This window comes from Campylobacter aviculae (assembly GCF_005406215.1).
Lineage (GTDB): Bacteria > Campylobacterota > Campylobacteria > Campylobacterales > Campylobacteraceae > Campylobacter_D > Campylobacter_D aviculae.
Genome location: NZ_NXMA01000015.1, coordinates 1 through 18705, shown reverse-complemented (window position 1 = coordinate 18705; position 18705 = coordinate 1). Strand labels below are relative to the sequence as shown.

Annotated in this window: 17 protein-coding genes and 1 pseudogene; 7 read left to right on the top strand and 11 right to left on the bottom strand. The window is 27.9% G+C overall.

Annotated elements, in window-relative coordinates; translation table 11 throughout:
* The first annotated feature begins 2 nt into the window (after window positions 1-2).
* Window positions 3-1271, top strand: coding sequence for a D-serine ammonia-lyase (locus CQA76_RS07720; protein WP_137622828.1), 1269 nt, complete (start codon window positions 3-5; stop codon window positions 1269-1271).
* Here CQA76_RS07720 and CQA76_RS07715 read toward each other — a convergent pair.
* From CQA76_RS07715 to CQA76_RS07705, 3 genes are read right to left on the bottom strand one after another with little or no spacing between them, the layout of a single operon-like run.
* Window positions 1268-1834: an anthranilate synthase component II gene (locus tag CQA76_RS07715; RefSeq protein ID WP_137622827.1), complete on the bottom strand. Its 567-nt coding sequence runs from the start codon at window positions 1832-1834 to the stop codon at window positions 1268-1270. The two genes, CQA76_RS07720 and CQA76_RS07715, sit on opposite strands and share 4 nt — an antisense overlap.
* Window positions 1831-3606 (bottom strand): bifunctional chorismate-binding protein/class IV aminotransferase, encoded by a 1776-nt coding sequence (locus CQA76_RS07710; RefSeq protein WP_137622826.1) that lies wholly within the window; start codon window positions 3604-3606, stop codon window positions 1831-1833. Before CQA76_RS07710 ends, CQA76_RS07715 begins: the two co-directional genes overlap by 4 nt.
* On the bottom strand, window positions 3596-4660 hold the full coding sequence (locus CQA76_RS07705) for a tyrosine-type recombinase/integrase (protein ID WP_137622825.1): 1065 nt from the start codon (window positions 4658-4660) through the stop codon (window positions 3596-3598). The genes CQA76_RS07710 and CQA76_RS07705 overlap by 11 nt, the downstream gene beginning before the upstream one ends.
* Before the next feature lie 509 nt (window positions 4661-5169).
* Here CQA76_RS07705 and CQA76_RS07700 point away from each other — a divergent pair.
* The 3 genes from CQA76_RS07700 to CQA76_RS07690 all read left to right on the top strand — a co-directional run bounded on the left by CQA76_RS07700 (window position 5170) and on the right by CQA76_RS07690 (window position 8597).
* On the top strand, window positions 5170-5832 hold the full coding sequence (locus CQA76_RS07700) for a thiol:disulfide interchange protein DsbA/DsbL (protein WP_137622824.1): 663 nt from the start codon (window positions 5170-5172) through the stop codon (window positions 5830-5832).
* Between the two features lie 7 nt (window positions 5833-5839).
* The gene (dsbI, locus tag CQA76_RS07695; protein ID WP_137622823.1) at window positions 5840-6637 is read left to right on the top strand and encodes a protein-disulfide oxidoreductase DsbI; all 798 of its coding nucleotides are present in this window, start codon (window positions 5840-5842) and stop codon (window positions 6635-6637) included.
* Window positions 6638-6734: 97 nt separating this feature from the next.
* Complete coding sequence (locus CQA76_RS07690) at window positions 6735-8597, top strand: aryl-sulfate sulfotransferase (RefSeq protein WP_137622822.1); 1863 nt, start codon at window positions 6735-6737, stop codon at window positions 8595-8597.
* Between the two features lie 62 nt (window positions 8598-8659).
* On the opposite strand, the gene tssG is transcribed toward CQA76_RS07690, so the two are convergent.
* The 6 genes from tssG to CQA76_RS07660 form a co-directional block, all read right to left on the bottom strand.
* Window positions 8660-9571, bottom strand: coding sequence for a type VI secretion system baseplate subunit TssG (tssG, locus tag CQA76_RS07685; protein ID WP_137622821.1), 912 nt, complete (start codon window positions 9569-9571; stop codon window positions 8660-8662).
* Window positions 9568-11289 carry a type VI secretion system baseplate subunit TssF gene (tssF, locus tag CQA76_RS07680; protein WP_137622820.1) on the bottom strand — a complete coding sequence of 574 codons (1722 nt, stop codon included), beginning with the start codon at window positions 11287-11289 and terminating at the stop codon, window positions 9568-9570. Before tssF ends, tssG begins: the two co-directional genes overlap by 4 nt.
* Window positions 11286-11678, bottom strand: a complete 393-nt coding sequence (gene tssE / locus CQA76_RS07675; protein WP_137622819.1) for a type VI secretion system baseplate subunit TssE — start codon at window positions 11676-11678, stop codon at window positions 11286-11288. The genes tssF and tssE overlap by 4 nt, the downstream gene beginning before the upstream one ends.
* Window positions 11678-13138 carry a type VI secretion system contractile sheath large subunit gene (gene tssC, locus CQA76_RS07670; RefSeq protein WP_137622818.1) on the bottom strand — a complete coding sequence of 487 codons (1461 nt, stop codon included), beginning with the start codon at window positions 13136-13138 and terminating at the stop codon, window positions 11678-11680. Before tssC ends, tssE begins: the two co-directional genes overlap by 1 nt.
* Before the next feature lie 9 nt (window positions 13139-13147).
* Window positions 13148-13624: a type VI secretion system contractile sheath small subunit gene (gene tssB / locus CQA76_RS07665; RefSeq protein ID WP_137622817.1), complete on the bottom strand. Its 477-nt coding sequence runs from the start codon at window positions 13622-13624 to the stop codon at window positions 13148-13150.
* 73 nt (window positions 13625-13697) lie between these two features.
* Entirely contained in the window at window positions 13698-14948 is a 1251-nt protein-coding gene (locus CQA76_RS07660) for a type VI secretion system domain-containing protein (RefSeq protein WP_137622816.1), read from the bottom strand.
* A gap of 97 nt (window positions 14949-15045) precedes the next feature.
* Here CQA76_RS07660 and tssJ point away from each other — a divergent pair, with 97 nt between their 5' ends.
* The 3 genes from tssJ to icmH are packed head-to-tail and all read left to right on the top strand — an operon-like array spanning window position 15046 to window position 17680.
* Window positions 15046-15495 (top strand): type VI secretion system lipoprotein TssJ, encoded by a 450-nt coding sequence (gene tssJ, locus CQA76_RS07655; RefSeq protein WP_137622815.1) that lies wholly within the window; start codon window positions 15046-15048, stop codon window positions 15493-15495.
* Between the two features lie 8 nt (window positions 15496-15503).
* Complete coding sequence (gene tssK / locus CQA76_RS07650; protein WP_137622814.1) at window positions 15504-16898, top strand: type VI secretion system baseplate subunit TssK; 1395 nt, start codon at window positions 15504-15506, stop codon at window positions 16896-16898.
* A complete protein-coding gene (gene icmH / locus CQA76_RS07645) occupies window positions 16898-17680 on the top strand; it encodes a type IVB secretion system protein IcmH/DotU (RefSeq protein WP_137622813.1) in 783 nt (260 codons plus the stop codon). The genes tssK and icmH overlap by 1 nt, the downstream gene beginning before the upstream one ends.
* Here the strand turns inward: icmH and CQA76_RS07640 are convergent, their stop codons facing one another.
* On the bottom strand, window positions 17681-18322 hold the full coding sequence (locus CQA76_RS07640; RefSeq protein WP_137622812.1) for a hypothetical protein: 642 nt from the start codon (window positions 18320-18322) through the stop codon (window positions 17681-17683). It abuts the gene before it with no gap.
* 145 nt (window positions 18323-18467) lie between these two features.
* Window positions 18468-18705 (bottom strand): annotated as a pseudogene (locus CQA76_RS07635) (imm11 family protein); the annotation flags it as partial.

Genomic DNA, 18705 nt, shown 5'->3' with positions numbered 1-18705 from the left:
AAATGTTACTAGAAAATTTAAAGCAAATGAAAGAAAGTTACTGGCTTAATGATCATTTAAGTTCAGATGTAAAAGAAGAATTAAATTCAAAAGGAATCACTTATGAAGATATTGAAGATGCGAGAGATAGACTCGATCGTTTTGCTCCGCTTTTGAAAATTCTTTTTCCTGCTACCTTGAAAACAAATGGTATTATAGAAAGTCCTTTGCAATGTATCAATACTTTTAAAGAAAAATTAGAAATTTTAGAAGGTGTAAAAATCAATGGAGATGTATTTATAAAATTAGATTCACATTTACCAATATCAGGTTCTATCAAAGCAAGGGGTGGAATTTATGAAGTTTTAAAACACGCCGAAGATTTACTTTTTCAAAACAAACTTTTAAAAATAGAAGATGATTATTCTAAAATTCTTACATTTAAAGAATTTTTGAGTCAATATAAAATTGCTGTAGGATCAACAGGAAATTTAGGACTTTCTATAGGAATTATGAGTGCAAAGCTTGGTTTTAAAGTAAGCGTTCATATGAGTAATGATGCTAAAGAATGGAAAAAACAAATGTTAAAAGAACACGGATGTGAAGTAATCACCTATGAAAGTGATTATGGTAAAGCCGTGGAAGAGGGTAGAAAAAGTTCTCAAAATGATCCATTTTGTTATTTTATAGACGACGAAAATTCTAAAAATTTATTTTTAGGATATAGCGTGGCTGCAAAAAGACTAAAGGGTCAGCTACAAACCTTAGATATCATTATCGGCGATGAAAGGCCTTTGTATGTGTATTTACCTTGTGGCGTAGGTGGGGGTCCAGGAGGTATAAGCTATGGTCTTAAAAGTGAATTCGGTAAAAATGTTAAATGTTTTTTCGCAGAGCCAACGCATAGTCCGTGTATGATGCTTGGTTTATACACCAAAAAGCACGATTTAATATCAGTTAATGATATAGGCTTAGACAATAAAACAGCCGCTGATGGTTTAGCTGTTGGCAGGGCTTCAAAACTGGTAGGTAAAATCCTTGAAAATGTTATCGATGGTTGTTTTAGCGTGAGTGATGAAAATATGTATAAATATTTAACTTTAATGCATAAAATTGAAAATATAGACTTAGAACCATCTGCACTAGCTGGAGTAAAAGGCTTGGTGTTTAATAAGGAATTAAACAATATTCATCCTAATGCCATTCATTTAATCTGGGCTACAGGTGGCAATATGGTGCCACCTAAAGAAATGCAAAAATTTATCCAAGAAGGAGAAAAATATTTGGGTTAAATTTTCATAAAATTACGGAGTATTTTTTTACCTTGTTGGCTTAAAATGGCTTCAGGGTGAAATTGAACTCCGTAAATATCGTATTTTTTATGCTTAATCGCCATAATAATGCCTTGAGAATTTTTGGCTAAAATTTTACATTTTTTAGGCATTTTACTTATGTGTAAAGAATGATACAGGCAAATTTTAATATCTTTTTTTATGCCTTTAAAAAGTGGATCTTTTTTAAAAATAAGGGTTGAAGTTTTGCCATGAGTTGGATTTTCCATTTTGCTAACTTCACCTTTAAAGGCTTTGGCTATACATTGATGTCCTAAGCAAATTCCTAAAATTTTTTTATTTTTTTTAAAGTATTTTATAGCTTTAAGGCTTAGTTTTGATTCTTCAGGAGAATTTGGACCTGGAGAGATGATTAGATGAGTAAAATCAAATTGGTTTAGATCTTTTGCTTTTTTAAATTCGTCATTTTTTATTATTTTGCATTGATATCCTAATTCTTTAAGGTAAAAAATAATGGTATAGCTAAAAGAATCGTAATTATCTATAAATAAAATTTTTTTCATTGCAAACTGACCTTTTTTAAACCTCGCACAGAATTAATGCAATAAATTTCATCCGCTTCTATCAAATCTTTTTCATGAAGATTTTTTTCTTGCACATAGCCTAATCGCACCAAAAAAGAACGATAAATTCCATTTAATAAACCACTATGTAAAGGTGGTGTGTAAAATTTACCATTTTTATTTATAAGTATATTGCTTCTTGATCCTTCGCAGAGTTCGTTTTTTTCATTGAAAAATGCTATATCATAACATAAATCATTTTTCCATAATGATGCTTTATCATCATATAATTTTCTCAAAGAGCTTTTATGGTATAAAAAATCACTTTTTGAATTTAATTTTTCCTTGCTTAAAAGTAGGGTATTGTTTGTATTTTCTTTGATATGGCTATAAGAAATATGATAGTTTCCATTTTTTTCTAAAATAAGTTTTACAATGGCTTGTTTGTGTTTAGTTTCAAGTTTGCTAGTATAAAATAAATTATGCTCTTTTAAAAAAAGCTTTTTATTTAATTTATGGATGTTTAGATTTAAAAATTCATTTATATCGGCTTTTTCTTGTAATATTTTTTCAAAATCTTTAAGCAAAATTTGCGTGTTAAAGCCAAGCCTTATAGCTGAACTTAAAAGCCTTTGTAAGTGTTGTTTGAAAAATAGAATTTTGCCATTTTTATAATACATAGTTTCAAAAAGAAAAAAATCTTTAGGCATTAAAAATTTAGCCTTTAATTTTAACTCATCAAATTCATCATTTAAATTAGAATCCCAAACCAAGCCACCGCCTACGCTGTATTGATAATTTTCTCTTTTTTCTAAAGTGCGTATTGCAACACTGAATTTGCTTTTATTTTTATGTATAAGCCCTATAGATCCACAATAAATTCCACGTTCTCTTTTTTCAAGTTTTTCGATGAGTTTTATGGTTTCAATTTTAGGAGCGCCTGTGATTGATCCACAAGGAAAAAGAGCTTTGAAAATTTTATAAAAATCAATATTTTTCTTTAAAGAACCCTTGATTATAGAAGTCATTTGGTGCAAAGTAGGGTAGCTTTGTATCTTAAAAAGTTTTACTTTCATGCTCTGTTTTTTGATAAGTTTAGAAAGATCGTTTCTTAAAAGATCAGCAATCATGACATTTTCACTTAAATTTTTAATATCATTTTTCAAAAAAAGTTTATTTTCTTTATCTTTTTTTGGATCTTTATCTCGTTTGATTGTCCCTTTCATAGGTTTTGTGATGATTTTATTATTTTTAGTTTTGAAAAATAATTCCGGAGAAAAAGATAAAATTTCTCTTTTCTCATCTTTAATATAAGCTTTAAATTGAGTGTTTTGCCTTTTTAACAAAAGATTAAATAGATCAAAACCATCAAGCAAAGTGTTAAAGTGAAAATTTTGAGTGAGATTGACTTGATAACTTTGCCCTTTAGCGATTGCTTCTTTAACTTTTAAAAGATTTTCTTTATAGCTTTGGAAATTTAATCCATCGCAAAAAGAGGGCAAAAATCTATCTTCATTTATGGATAAAAGAGAGAATTTTTTTCTTTTTTTAAAAGCAAAAAATACCAGATAAGCTTCTTTGCTTTTAAAACTCTCATTTTGCAAATACTTATAAAATTCATAATCAACAAGAATTATAAAATAGAATTTTTCTTTATGTTTTTCTATAAATTTAAAATATTTTTTGCTTTGCTTTTGATTGTAAGCTTTTAAAATATATTTTAAATCATAATACAAATACTTCCCAAAAACTGCAAAATTTTCAACGCTCACTAAGTTCCTTTGCAACCTGTGCAGCAAGTTTTAATTTATCATTGTCAAAATGAGTATAAATTCTTGAAGTATTTAAACTCGCATGTCCTAAGGCTTCTTGGACTAAAACCAGATCTTTTTGTTTTTTGTAAAGCAAAGTAGCAAAAGTATGACGCAGCATGTGTGCTCCATTTTTTTGTTTGCGAATTCCTGCTCGAAATAAAAGTTGCTCAACGATGCGACTAACGTAAGATTGGGTTAGTGGAGTGCCTTTTTTATTGACAAAAAGTAGGGTGTCCTTACTCATATAGTTAATTTGGACATTTTTAAGTAAATGTTCTATAAGTTCTTTTTTAATCATCACAATGCGGTATTTATTGCCCTTTGATCTTATTCTTATAAGATAAAGATCGTTTTCTTCACTGATATCGCCCATTTTTATATTGATAGCTTCACTGACGCGAATTCCTGTAAAAATAATGATTTTTATGATGAGTTGATTGCGTATCGTGTTCTTTTTAAAATCCGCATTATCTATAGCATCAAGAAATTTTTTAACCTCTTCTTCACTCATAAATTCAGGCAATTTAACACCTTTAGAACCTGTAATTCCTGCCCAATTTTTAAGACTGATATCAAAGATATGAGATTTGTCATCTTCTTCATTTTGTTTATCTAAAAAATCAAAAAAATTAATCACAGCAATGCGGTGATTTTTCTTGCTCGCATCAGATAAAGAACCTGTGATACTAGCTAAAATTTCAACGATTAATTCTTCATCGATTTGTTTTAGGGAGTGAAGTTTGTAAAATTTCAAGTATTCAAAAAGTTTTTTTAAAGGATTAAAATAAGTATTAACTCCACTCAATCCTATATTTCTTGCTTTTTTTGCTAGGGCGTCTAGTTCTTCAATATTTATAACACCTTTAGTGAGTGCAAAATTGATCTTTGCTAATACTTCTGGATTTTTAAGCTCTTTATTGGAAAGAGAATTGAGTTTAAATTTAACGTATTTAGTCAGCCAAAATAAAAAAGATTTTTCAAAATTTTCTTCACAATCTAAAGGATATTTCATTTTTATTTTTCCCAGTTTTATTTTAAAAGAATATTTTAATATCAAGTTAGTAAAAAAAAGCTTTTTATTTTAAAACATTTTAAATGAAAACTAAAATATTTATATTTTTAAAAGTAAAAAATAAAATGCATAAAAAAATATGACAAAAGGTAAAAATATGTAAAAATTATTATTTTGTATTGAAAACTATAATTTTCAAACTTTTTTATTTTTATCAAAATAAATATAGTATATATTGTTTAAAATACTTATATTTCATACTTTTAAAGCTTTACTTTTTGAAAGTTTTTAATTTATCCATAAAATTTATTGTATAAATTTATTGATTTTTATTTGTATTTTGAAAACTAAATTTTAACTTTTTGAATTAAAAAATTTATCCCCTATTTTCACAAAGATTTTTTAAATTAAAAAATTTAATAATATTTTTATTTTAATAATTTTATAATGATTTTTACATAAAAGCTTAATAAAAGTTTATTATGAAAAAGATATAAAAGGAGAAAATTATGAAAATTTTCGGTAAATTTGCAAAGTCTATTATTGTAGTTGCTTTTCTGGCAGGTTTGAGTGCTAATGCGCTGAGTGAAGGTAAAGAATATATAATCCTTAAAAATCCTATCGCTAATGCAGAGAATTCATTGATTGAAATTTTTTCTTATCGTTGCACGCATTGTTACGATCATCACAAATTTAACACTATGGGTAAAATTAAAGAAAAATTGCCAAATTTAATTTATAGCTTTTATCCTGTTAGTTCTATGGGGGATTATGGAAAACAAGCAAATGAAATTTTTGCTTTTGCAGCCTTTAAAGATAGTGCTAATAAAATCAATCCTGCGGATAAAAATAGTTTAACTTATAAAACTCAAGAAGCTTATTTTAATGCATATTTTAAAAAGAAGCAAAGATGGGATAATGGTAAAAACCCAGAAGCTTTTTATGCGGTAGGTTTAAATGCGATGGGAGTTAGCAAGTCTGATCTTGAAGCTTTCTTAAAAACACCTGAAGCTGATAAAATTCTAAAAGCTTATGAAATAGCAAATCCTATTTCTCAAAATTATGGCACCCCTGCTTTTGTAGTTAATGGCAAATATCAAATCATTCCAACCGCAATTACTTCTCCAGAAGCGTTGATTAAAATTGTTGAAGAGCTTAGCAAACAAAAATGAGTAAAAAATGAAAAATGATTGTAAAATTTCTTGTCCAGTAATTCGAATTTCCAAATGGCAGGATACTCGCACCCCTTGGATAATTATGATTTTGGTGAGTTTAGGGCTTATTTTTATTGCACATTTTCTATTTCAAGAATATTTATATATGGAACCTTGCGAACAATGTGTTTATATACGATTTGATATGTTTGTTATGGTTATAGGCGGTTTGATTGCATTAATAAATCCTAAAAACAATATAATTAAAGTTTTTGCTTATAGTTTGGCATTTTATGGAATTTGGCTTGGTTTTGAACATTGTTTAGTCTTAAATCACATTCATGAGGTTGTTCATTCTGAAAATCCTTTTGGTGGAGTCGATGGATGTCGTGAAATTCCACTATATCCTTTTAATTTACCATTGCACGAATGGGCGCCTTCTTGGTTTAAACCAACAGGAGAATGCGGAATGGATACCCCGATAGTTCCGGAATCGGCTTATAGTCACCTTAACGCGTTTCAAAAATTCTTTGTAGGGACTCCACCTAATTTTGAAGATGGATTTTATAGCAATGGATGGTATTTAATTCCTAATTTAAAATTTATGAATATGGCCATTTGCTGTTTCATAGCATTTTTATGTTGCTTTATAGTGCTTTTTACAATGCTAATGGCTTATATTTTGGATAAAAACAAATCTAAGGCTAAAATTGTTGCTATTGTAATTATAATTGTTGTTTTAATGCTTAAATTTATTGGAGAGCCTAAAAATCCAACTCAAGATGTAGCGATATTTCAACAAAATGTTTTTAGTATGGCTTAAATTAATAAGTGACAATTTTTTAAACAATTTGTCACTTAGTTTAAAGTTTTATTAAGCTATTTTTTAGGATGGCTTAAATAATTTTAAAGGACAAAACATGGGACTTAGCAAAACTCTTTGCATAACACTTTTGGCGGGATCTACCCTACTTTTACCTAATGCTTTAATGGCTATAGGTGGTCCTAGTGGAACGAAAACAGATTGGCAAATCCAAGGACAATTAGGTACAATTAAAATGAACCCTTATGGACTTTCTCCTTTAACAGCAGTTATTATGGATAATGGTTATAGCTTGAGTAATATAAGCGTTACAATTATTCCAAAACCAAATGGGCAAACCATTTCCTATAATGTCAGTTCAAAAGCTGCTAAAACTTATGGCGGAATTCCTATATTTGGACTTTATCCTTCTTATTTAAATACGATAAAGGTTAGCTATACCAAAACCGCAAATGGAAAAAGTCAAAAAATCACCGATGAAATATATAAAATAGCAACACCTGGAATTAACATAGAGCCGAGTGGAAATACGAGCCAAAAAGGAGTTCCTTTTGAATCCGTTAAAGTATTAAAAATGGATCCAAAATTTGCAGATAGGTTATATTTAGTCAATAATGTACCAGGAAAACAGCAAGGAAAGGGGTCTCAATCGGTTTGGAATAATCCTATAGGTGGTGCTATGGAATGGGATGAAAATTCAAATGTATTTATCGTAGATACTAAAGGCGAGGTTAGATGGTATTTTGATAATGATAAATTAATGGATTGGGATAATATTTATAATCGTGGCATCATGATGGGTTTTCATCAAAATAAAGATGGAGCTTTGACTTGGGGATTTGGTCAAAGATATGTAAAATTTGATGTTATGGGAAGGGAAATTTTTAACCGCAAATTACCACCTTCTTATATAGATTTTTCTCATGCTATGGATAATATGCAAAATGGTCATTATTTATTAAGGGTGGCTTCAGCAAATGCCTTGCGTCAAGATGGAAAACATGTGCGTACTGTACGTGATACAATTGTAGAAATAGATGAAAATGGTAATGTGGTTGATGACTGGAAATTATATGATATTTTAGATCCTTATAGAAGTACTATTATTAAAGCCTTGGATCAAGGTGCAGTTTGTTTAAATATTGATGCAAGTAAGGCAGGTAAAACTTTAAGCGATCAAGAGCTAGCTAAAATGGATAAAGATGGTGATTTTGGGGATATTGCAGGAGTTGGTATCGGTAGGAATTGGGCACATGTAAATAGTGTCGATTATGATCCAACCGATGATAGCATCATTGTTTCAAGCCGTCACCAAAGTGCTATTGTGAAAATTGGTCGCGATAAAAAAATTAAATGGATTTTTGGAACGCACAAGGGTTGGGGTAAAAAATTTCAACAATATTTATTGCAGCCTATAGATAAGAATGGTAAACAAATAATTTGCGATGATGATTATAGTAAATGTCCAGGTTATGAAAATGAAGAAGGTGGTTTTGATTTTACTTGGACTCAACATACTGGATGGAGGATTGATAGTAAATCAGATAAACGTTATTTTTATTTAAGTGTTTTTGATAATGGTGATGCAAGAGGTGCTGAACAGCCTGCATTTGCAAGTCAAAAATATTCTCGTGCGGTGATTTATAAAATTGATCAGCAAAAGAAAACTGTAGAGCAAATTTGGGAATATGGTAAAAACCGCGGAAACGAGTGGTTTTCTCCAGTAACTTCTTTGACTCAATATGAGCCAGATAAAGATTCTATTATGGTTTATAGTGCAACTGCTGGGATGGCTTTCGATCTTAGCAAGGGTGTAAGTATTGGGGATCCAAAACCAGAAATTGATGAATTTAAATGGGGTGCAAAAGAGCCTTCATTGCAAATTCAATTTAGCGGAACAGGAGCAGGCTATCAGGCAATGCCTTTCAATATCAAACAAGCTTTTGATTTAAAAAATTAATTTTACACCACAATCTTTAGATTGTGGTTTTTATTAATAGTTATCGTTTTTTAAAAAAACCTTTATTCGTATAATTTAATATACATTATTGTGTAATTTTTTTTCGTTTTACCTAAAACTTTTGCCCATCCAAGCTTGGCTGAACTTTCATCTCCTAGTATAAATTTCATTTTATCCGAATAATTAATTTTCAAATACAAATCAACACAAAACTCATTATTTGTTAAAAACGTTATACTATCTTTTAAATCCTTATATTTTTTACCATGAGGCAAATATTCTAAAGCTTCTCGATATTCAATATTTTCTATAAAAATTGCAATTTTGCTTTGATATGATAAAAATTTACTACCTAATATAAATTTTTCTCCTAAAATATGATTTTTTATTCCTAATTTGTTTTTTTGAGATCTTGAAATTAAAATTTGATGGGGTAGGTTTTCAATAATATGAAGTTTATTGCCAAGATTAAAATTACTTCTTAAAACTCTTTCTATATAAGTTTTTGGACGTCTTGAACTTAAAAGAAGTGGCGCAAAAGAAAGATATTTTTTTGCAATATATTCATCTTTAATACCCAATACATTAAATAGAATTTTTGAAATAAGATCATTAAAATTTTCATTGAAATTTCTTGGATAGTTTCTTAAACTAACACTTTCAAAAAAAATCCAAAGTAAATAATGGTTAAAAAAATCAAAAAATAAGCTCCAACCCTCTTCACCATCTTCGTTTCTTGATAATTTATCTAACATGTAAGAAGGAAGTTGTGATGAAGTTCCTTGTAGTCCAAAAAAATTCACAAATAATTCAATAGTTATTTTTTCTTGATTTTCTAAAAAAACGATTTTTTCTATTTCTTTATTTGGATGTTTTAAGCTTTTATTTGTTCTTAAAAAAATATCTTTTTTATTGTATTGTTTTAGCAATGTATTTACAAGTTTAAAAAAACTATAAGAAGTAAAATCATTCATAAAATTGCTTTTTTTCCAAAAGAAGCTGGGTAATGTAAAATTTCTTTAGAATCAATGCATTTTATTTTTAATTCACAAAAAGAATTAATACTGGCAAAAGACGCTAGAAATTTTGATAAAACAAGTCCTAGTCTATAAACTTCTCCCAAAGAATAAAAATAAGAGTCTTTGATGTCAAATATAGCCATAGTTCCTTTTTTTGTTACATATTCGTCAATAAGATAAATACTCTTACTGCTAATTTCAACTATGGCTTCTTTTAAAAGTTTATAACTCTCTTCATTCTCTTTATCTTCTAAAAAACTATAGCTTTCCAATACCCCAAAAAAAGTGTTTTTATTGAGCATGGTTTGATATGAAAAAGAAAGTATTGAAACAAATTTCCATAACAAATTGCCATCAACAATACATTCTCTTATTTGACTTGGGATTTGGATATTTCTTGTTAAAACATCTTTTAATTCACAATTGCTTATATCCCCTATCTTTAATTTTGAAGGTAAATTTTTATTTGAACATAAAGTATCAATACTTATAGTTTCTTTAATTAAATCCGAAGAAAAAAAGGAAATTTCTTTGTAACTCTCTCCATTAGAATTTTTTCGGACACTTAAGCTATAAAAATCATTTCGGTTATCTTTTAAAAATTCAAAACGCTCAAAACTTCTATAATTTTTTAATATCCTTCTTCCTCCATCGCTATTATGTGCTTTAACTTGTTTTATTTGTATAATTTCATAAGCATTAGGATGAGCTCTGTCTATAAAAATCCTATAAGCATCATTTTTGTGATTATTTATAATTGGTTCTGCACTTTTCGTAAAAAGATTAACAATAGGAGTCATACTTAATGAAAATATTTCTTTCTTAAATATACAATTTTTAGGAAATGCTTTTGAAAACTTAAATTCTATATTGATTTTTTGTCCTTGGCAATCTTTTAAAATATCTAATCCACATATTCCCAAAAAATTAAATTTTTGCGGTAGAAAAAAGTATTCTCTCAATAAAGAAAATGCTTCAAAGCCTAAATCATTATAATGTAAAGTACTTTCATTAGGCTCAAGCCCTACTCTTTTAACATCATAAATACTAAGCTTAAATTCTTCTTGTGTATCAAGACATTGTATGGTCAATTCCTTTAAATATAAATGCATATATAAAAGTAAAGTTGTAGAGGTATACACATCATCGCCTAGATACAAGTTAATCCTATCTAAATTTAAATCACATATTTTTGTATTTGCTTTATTAATATTCATTTTCAAATTTAAAGTATAGTCCTGATTTTTACTTGCCAAGAAAACTTCCTCTATATCTAAAGGATATAAATAGACATCATAAATAGTTTGAAATTCGCAAATACATTTATCTACAGGTTTAGATGTAACGCTAGTTCCTTTAGGAATGATCATTTTGTTTTCTTTATTTTTTTGATCAAAAGCAAATTCCTGCATACATAAAGAAGGTATAGGGTTAGTATAGTTTGGAGAAACAATGTTGATTAAAGATTCTGCTATATACGGAATATTTTCATCGAGTTCTTGATGAATTTTTGAGCTTAAAATAGCTAAATTTTCAATAATTCTTTCAACGTCTGGATCCTTGCTATCGTGTCCTAAAAATGGAGTTAGCTTTGGAAAATGCTTTGTGAAATATTTTCTAGTTTCATATAAATAATTCAATTCTTTTTGATAATAGAAAATATTGTTTTTCATATAACCTCGCAATATCTATTATTTTTAAAAATAATTTCTATACCAAATTCTTTAAAACTATCATTATGAAAAAGGCATTTTAAAATAAATGAAAGTTGCCAAGGGCTTAGACTATTATCATAGGTTATGGATACGACTTGGATTCTTTTTTCATATATACTAATTAATTTTTGTATTTCTTTTGCCATCGAAGTGCATAGTTCACTAGAGTTGAGATTTAAGTCTGTTAAATTTATCAAACCTAAATCCCTAGCACTCAAACAATCGTCGAGTTTAGAATTTAATAAAACTTTAATGTTATTTTTAATATCTTCAAAATCATTTTGATAAAAAGGAACATGAGTATTTTGATCATCTAACTCATGTATCAATCTGTCAAGTAAAGACATTATTCTTTGTCTAGCTTTCCTACCAAAGAAAGTTCAAAATTGCCACCCATGTATTTAAAATGAGGGCGAACACTAAGTCCTATTTTATACCATCCTGGTTCTCCTGGTACATCATCTACTTTAATCTGAGCTCCTCTAAATGGCCTTCTGCTTCTTACTTCAGCGGGTGGATTTTCCTGATCGGAGATATATTGTCTAACCCATTCATTCAATCCGTTTTCAATATCACTTCTTTCTTTCCAACTGCCAATCTCTTCTCTTTGTAGAACTTTTAAATAGTGTGCTAATCTTGAAACTAAAAAAATATATGGGAGTTGAGTTCCTAAGCGATAGTTTGTTTCTGCTTCTTTACCTTCAGGCGTATTTGGAAATACCTTTGGTTTGAGTGCAGAATTGGCAGAAAAGAAGGCAGCATTATTACTATCTCTTCTTAAGGTTAAAGTGATAAAACCAGCTTCAGCAAGTTCATATTCTCTACGATCAGTAATTAAAACCTCTGTAGGAATTTTTGATTGCATAGTGCCAAAACTTTCATAAAGATAAGTAGGTAAATCTCTAACAGTTCCACCGCTTTTTGGGCCTATAATACTACCACACCATCTATATTTTGCAAAACTTTCTGTTAATCTTGTGGCGAAAGCATAAGCTGAATTTCCCCATAATAAATGATTATGTGAAGCATGAACGTTTTCTTTATAGTTAAAACTTTTTATAGGATTTTCTTCTGGATCATAGGGACTTCTTGTAAGAAATCTTGTTACCATTAATCCTGTATATTTAGCATCCTCATTTTCTCTAAAAGTTCTCCATCTAGTATATTGAGGGCCTTCTAATAAACCGTTTAAATCTTGAATGTTAGCGAGTTCTGAATAATCTTCAAGACCAAAAAATTTAGGACCACAAGAAGTAAGAAAAGGTGCATGGCTCATCGCGGCAATACTTGACATTTTATTTAAAAAAGTCATATCTGGACTTGCCGTACCAAGTTGATAATCTCCAATAATTGCACCTACAGGCTCTCCACCAAACTGACCATATTCTGAAGAATAAACATTTTTATAAATAACACTTTGTGTGATGTCTGGATTATTTTCAAAATCTCCTAAAGCTTCTTCCTTTGTAACATCAAATAGATTTATTTTAATATTTTCATTAAAATCCGTTCTTTCAACTAAAAACCTAAGTCCTCTCCAAGTAGATTCTAGTTTTTGAAATTCCTCATTGTGAAGAATTTCATCCATTTGCTTTGAGACTAAATCATCGATATGAGCTATCATTTCATCAAGTGCAAATTTATTGATTTTATCTTCAACATTTTCACTTTTAACAATTGCTGAAATGAATTCAGCAACTCCTCTTTTTGCTATACTATAACTCTCATCGTTTTTAGCGTATTTGCTTTTTTCCATAATGCTTTCAATAATAGGCGTTTCAATTACTTTATTATTTTTCTCTGCCATATTGTTTCCTTATTCTTCTTCTTTGATTTCTAAAAGTAGTTTTTCTTTTGTTTTTTCATCTTTTAAAGCTTCTGCAACTGCTTTTCTAAAATCAGGAATATTTCCCATAGGTCCTTTTAAGGCCATCAAAGCTTCTCTAAGCTGCATTAATTTTTTTAATTCTGGAATTTGATGAACCAAACTATCTGGAGAAAAATCTTTCATACTTGAAATACGAATATCAACATCAAGTTCTTCAGCACCTGTTCCTAGAGTATTTTTAACACTAAAACTTGTCTTAATATCTAGTTTCTGCATAACCTGATCAAAATTAATTTTATTGATTTGCAATATTTCTCTTTCTTCTAGTGGAATTTCATTTTTCCCTTTTAAATTCGCCATTACCATTAATTTTAATGGTAATTCTACATCAGCGTTTTGCCCATTTGTTTTAGCTTTATACGTGATATTAATACGCTCTTTTGGTGCGTGAGATCCATCTGACATTTTAATTCCTTACCTAAAAAATCATTTAATTTTATTCTTTAAAATAAAACTATACTAAAAAATATCTAAGATTTTATTTAATTTTTTCCTTTGCATTGTTATATTCTTCATATAAATATTCTTTCAATAAAGTTTTTTCCATCAGCTCTACTAAGTGTAAATAAAAAATTTTTGCATTTTTCCTCATTCCCTTATCTTCAAACACCTTAGCCAGTTCTATAAGTGAATTAATATTGTGCATTAAAGAATTGTTGTGGTTTTCTCTATCTATATCTATCAAAATTTGTTCAAGATTTTTTTTACCTTTTTCATTGTCTTTATTATTTTTATTTGCAAAATAACTTTCCTTTATGTTTTGCTTTATAAAATAACTATAAATCTCTTCTTTGCAAAACAATTCTCCGCCCTCAAAACGAAGTTTTGTTATATTTTCAAATTTGGAAACAAAAGCTTTTGTTAAAATCATAAGTATTTCAAGCTGTAATATTTTTTCATGTTTTTCTAAAAATTCACAAAAAAGTTTAATACCCTCTATCCAAAAAGGATTTAAGATAAGATTGCTCATAAAACATTTAATGTGTTCTTTTTCATTTGCTTTTTTTTCAAGTAAAAATTGAATTAGATTAACATCAGGATGTCGTAACCTAGTTATACCATCATTGTTTTCTGGTAATTTTTTAATTTTTCCCCACATTGCTTGGGTAAATAAAGCATAAGCATTGAGATTATTTTCATCGTCATCTAAAATTTCAAAAGCTAATTTTTGGCAAAAATTTTTATATTCTCGCTCATTTAAAAGATTAATGTTATCACTTTTTATATTTATATCAACCTGATCCACTTGGGATTTGTCAAATGGTTGTATTGTTTTAGTTTGTTTGATTTGAAAAGTTGAAAATTTGCAATTTAAAATCGTTTCAAACTCTTTAAATAATTCGCTAAATTGTTTAAAATCTTCCGCAGTTAAAGAAAATTCTGTTTTATTGTATTCTGTAATAAAATTTTCAATAAAATTTTGAATTTTTTTCTTTTGAGACTTTAAAAAATAATTATCGCGATTTGAAAGGTATTTTAAATGTTGAACAAGAAGTAAAAGCTGATGAAAACATTTTTCATTATTTAGATGAAGACAAGCTAAAAAGAAGTATGTGCAAAATTTTAGATCTATACTATGAGATTTTAAAATATCTTGAGAAGATTCATAAACTCTATCCCAGGCAATATTTTCATGATTGAGAGTTTTATATTTTGACATTTCATCTTCTAAAAAATGATATTCTTCCAATTTATCCAAATTATTTTCCAATGAATCACAAAAAAGCATTTTATTCCTTTAAAAAAATTATAATTATAATTAGATTTTAAAAGTTATTATGTTATTTTTATAGAAAAATTATACTGAAAAATAAGGATTGTTTCAAATGTTTTATAAAAAAATATTGGTTTTTATGTTTATATTATTCATTTTAAATGCTTGCTCAAGCACTGTGAGTATTAAAATAAACAATATGCAAAATTCCAATCTCAACAATCGCTCCGATGATGTTCCATTGACGGTCATTGTGTATCAGCTAAAGGATGTTAAAAAATTTGAAGAATCTAATGATTTGGAACTAGCAACTAGAGAAGATGGTGTTTTAGGCAAAGATAAGATTGATTCTATAAAGCTACAAATTGCTCCTGAAGACAGTGTTGTAGCTGTAAAAGTAGATGATGAAGAAGTTCCCTATATCGGAGTATTTGCTTTATTTGCTAACAATGCAAATAAAGTCACAAAAACTTGGGCCAAAACAGATGATGCAAGTGGATTTGGTAGTAGTAAAACTTTAAAATTTGAGATCACTCAAAAAGGTGTTAAAAAAATTAAATAGGAATATATATGGCAGAAAAATTAAAAGTTGCCTGGTTTGATGGTTTAAATATTGGACAAACTCATTTTGAGCAACAAGAAAGGTTCTTTAATAGAAATATTGATTTAAAAACTATCAATATTTTTAGCAATTTGTATGGAATTATAGATATAGAATTTGCACAGGATATGTTAATACAAGGTAAAATTGCACTTTTGAGAATTTCAGGAATAGCACAAGATGGCAGTATATTTAATGCCCCAGAACAAGATCTACTTCCAGAACCTTTAGAAATTAACTACGAATCTTTGGTAAATTCTACTATAGTTTTAAAAATTCCGGCAGGAATCAGTGAAATTGCCGATTTATCTTTAAGAAATAGTCTCCCTAATTCTAAATATATTTGTATCAGAAGTAACATCACCTCAAGAAATTACGACGATTCTCAAACTAATATTCTTCATGATATTGAAGATGATCAAGAATTAGAAAATATCACTTTTTCGCAAGAAAAAAGAAACTTGCTTCTTGCAAGTTTAAGATTAAAACTTGGAATTTTAGGCAATTCTACTCCAGATGAAATTGAATTGCCTATTGCAAGAATTAAAAATATTGATGCTAATAAAAAAATTGAACTTGAAAGCGATTTTATACCAACTTGTCTAAATATAAATAAAATCCCCGTCATTAGGTCTTTTTTAGAAGAAAATATTCACGCTATTAAGCGCCATAAAAACGTTTTAACTAATATATTTAAAGGTATCGATCAGACGAAAAATACCCTTGATTTTAGTACTTTTTTATCTTTAAATCTTCTAAAAAAGTGGTATTTAATCTTTTCTCATCTAGCAAATAAAGACAAACTTCATCCGGAAAGTTTATATGAAAAATTAATAGAATTTCAAGGAGAATTAGCAGCCTTTAGTACTGAAGAGAATTTTTTAGATTATATTCCGTATAAGCATAATAATCTTAATGAAACTTTTTCAAGTTTGATGAACAATTTAAGATTATTATTCTCCAAAATAACAAGTCCAAAATATACCATGGCTCAATTAAATGATAATAAAAATGGTTTTTATGATTTTATTTTTGATAATCCAAGTATTTTAGATGAAGGAGAAATTTATTTTGCCATTCGTGCTGATGTTACAATGGACTATTTATTAAATAACTTTAAAACTCAAAGTAAAATTCACACTCAAAGCAAAATTAAAAATATAGTTGCAACCCAACTTAAAGGTTTAAATATAGAACAAGTACCTAATATACCCTCTAGCATTCCTTACTTAAATGGATATATTTATTTTAAACTTGATAAAAGAGATGAGTTATTTAAAGACTTTAAGGAAGAAAATGTTGTCAGTCTTTATCTGACAAGCAATATTAAAAATCCAGATATTAAAATGTGGGCGGTATTCTAATGAATGAACAACAATCAAATGAAATTAAAGAAGAGTTAAATTTAATCCTCAGCTCAGGTATGGAAGGGCTGAAAAATAATAGAATTGTAGATTATTCTTTAGAGTTACTTTTACTTTCATATAGGCTTTCAAAAGTTACTTCTATGGATACAAGCGCTTTGGATAAATTAAAAGAAATGTTAGTCAATAATATTTTGGCTATAAGTGCCAAATTAAGTGCTTGTAGGGAATATGAAGAAAAAGATATTATTAAATTTAGATATTGTCTTTGCGTTTTTATGGATGAAAGCCTAATGAAAAACGAACTTTTTATTGAATTTTGGGCAAAAAATACTCTAACTGTGAGATTGTTTGATGAAACCTTGGGCGGAGATAATTTTTACGACATAGCATTATCTTGGTTAAATAATCCTGCAAAAAATAAAGACTTCTTAGAATTTATTTATGCTTGTTTAATTTTAGGATATAAAGGTAAGTATAGTGAAGCAAAAGATAGAGAAGAAAGAATTGTATATATTTGTAATAATATAGCCACATCTTTAGCATCTTTATATGATATCGAAGAAGATTTAGCTTTTAAAAAAGCTTATAGAGTAAATGTAGAAGAAAGTACTTGGCAAAAATTTTTAAGACTATATTCAAAAAAGCTTATAATTATTTTACCCTTATTGATTATATTTGGAATATATTCTTATACCGCGTTTAATCTTGAAACTAATAATATTAGAATAGACAATAATTTAAGCAAAATTATTTTAGAAACAAAAAACACTAATTATTAATTAATCCAATCTTACAACAAAAGCATTTATCTCTTGTTCTTCGTCTATTGGTGTATCTATTGTCAGAATTTTTATTCTTTTTGCACCATAAGAAGTCAAATAAGCAAAATACTTTGTATGACTTTCTTCATCTATAAAATTCCAAATGCTTTCCGATTCTATATAACCACCCAAGCCATAATCTTTAAAATTAACTTCTTTATATAGAGGCTTTAAAAATTTTGGAAGTTTTTCATTTAAAATCAATAATACTTTTATTTTTTGATTTTGCATAGTTAATTCTAACTCTTTTACGTTTTCATTTTCATATTTATATTCTTCTTTTAAAACCTGTAATAATTTTTCATTGGTACAATCTTTTAGCATTTTAAGATTTATATCTATGGTTTGATTTGGCTCTAGTTTTTTAAAAGAAAAATTCATATTTTGATCAGTTTTTGGAAATAAAACATTTAACTCATTATTACTTTGAAAAACTAATTTTGCTGGACCTAGCATTTTTATATTTAAATTTGTAATTTCAAAAAGTTCATCTTTAGAAAAAATAGCGTCTATTCCTTTTTTCATTTTATTGAAATCTAAATTTTCATCAGATAAAAACTGCATTAGTCTATCTTGAAATATAGGTTGTGGAAATATCATTTTAAACCTTAAAAAATTTTCATTATTTTACATCAAAATTTTTAATTTTTTAGTAAATATAAACATCTTTTATATTTAATATAATTTTTCAATAACATCAATTTAATTTTAATTTTTGCAAAACCTAACAAATTAGCATCATTTCTTATTTTACCATACTTCTAATTTCTACATCTAAATATTGCACGCAATCTTTAATTAAATTTTCCATTAATTTTACAAATTTTGGAGAGACCATACGCCAACCACAGTCATTGTGTATGAGACCAGTTAGTATGTTTCCTTCATTTTCATCGATTTCAAATGTAGGTGTTTGCCAATTTGCAATAGGTTTAGATTCTAAAAGTGCATATTCATCATTATTTTTTATATCTACAAGATCA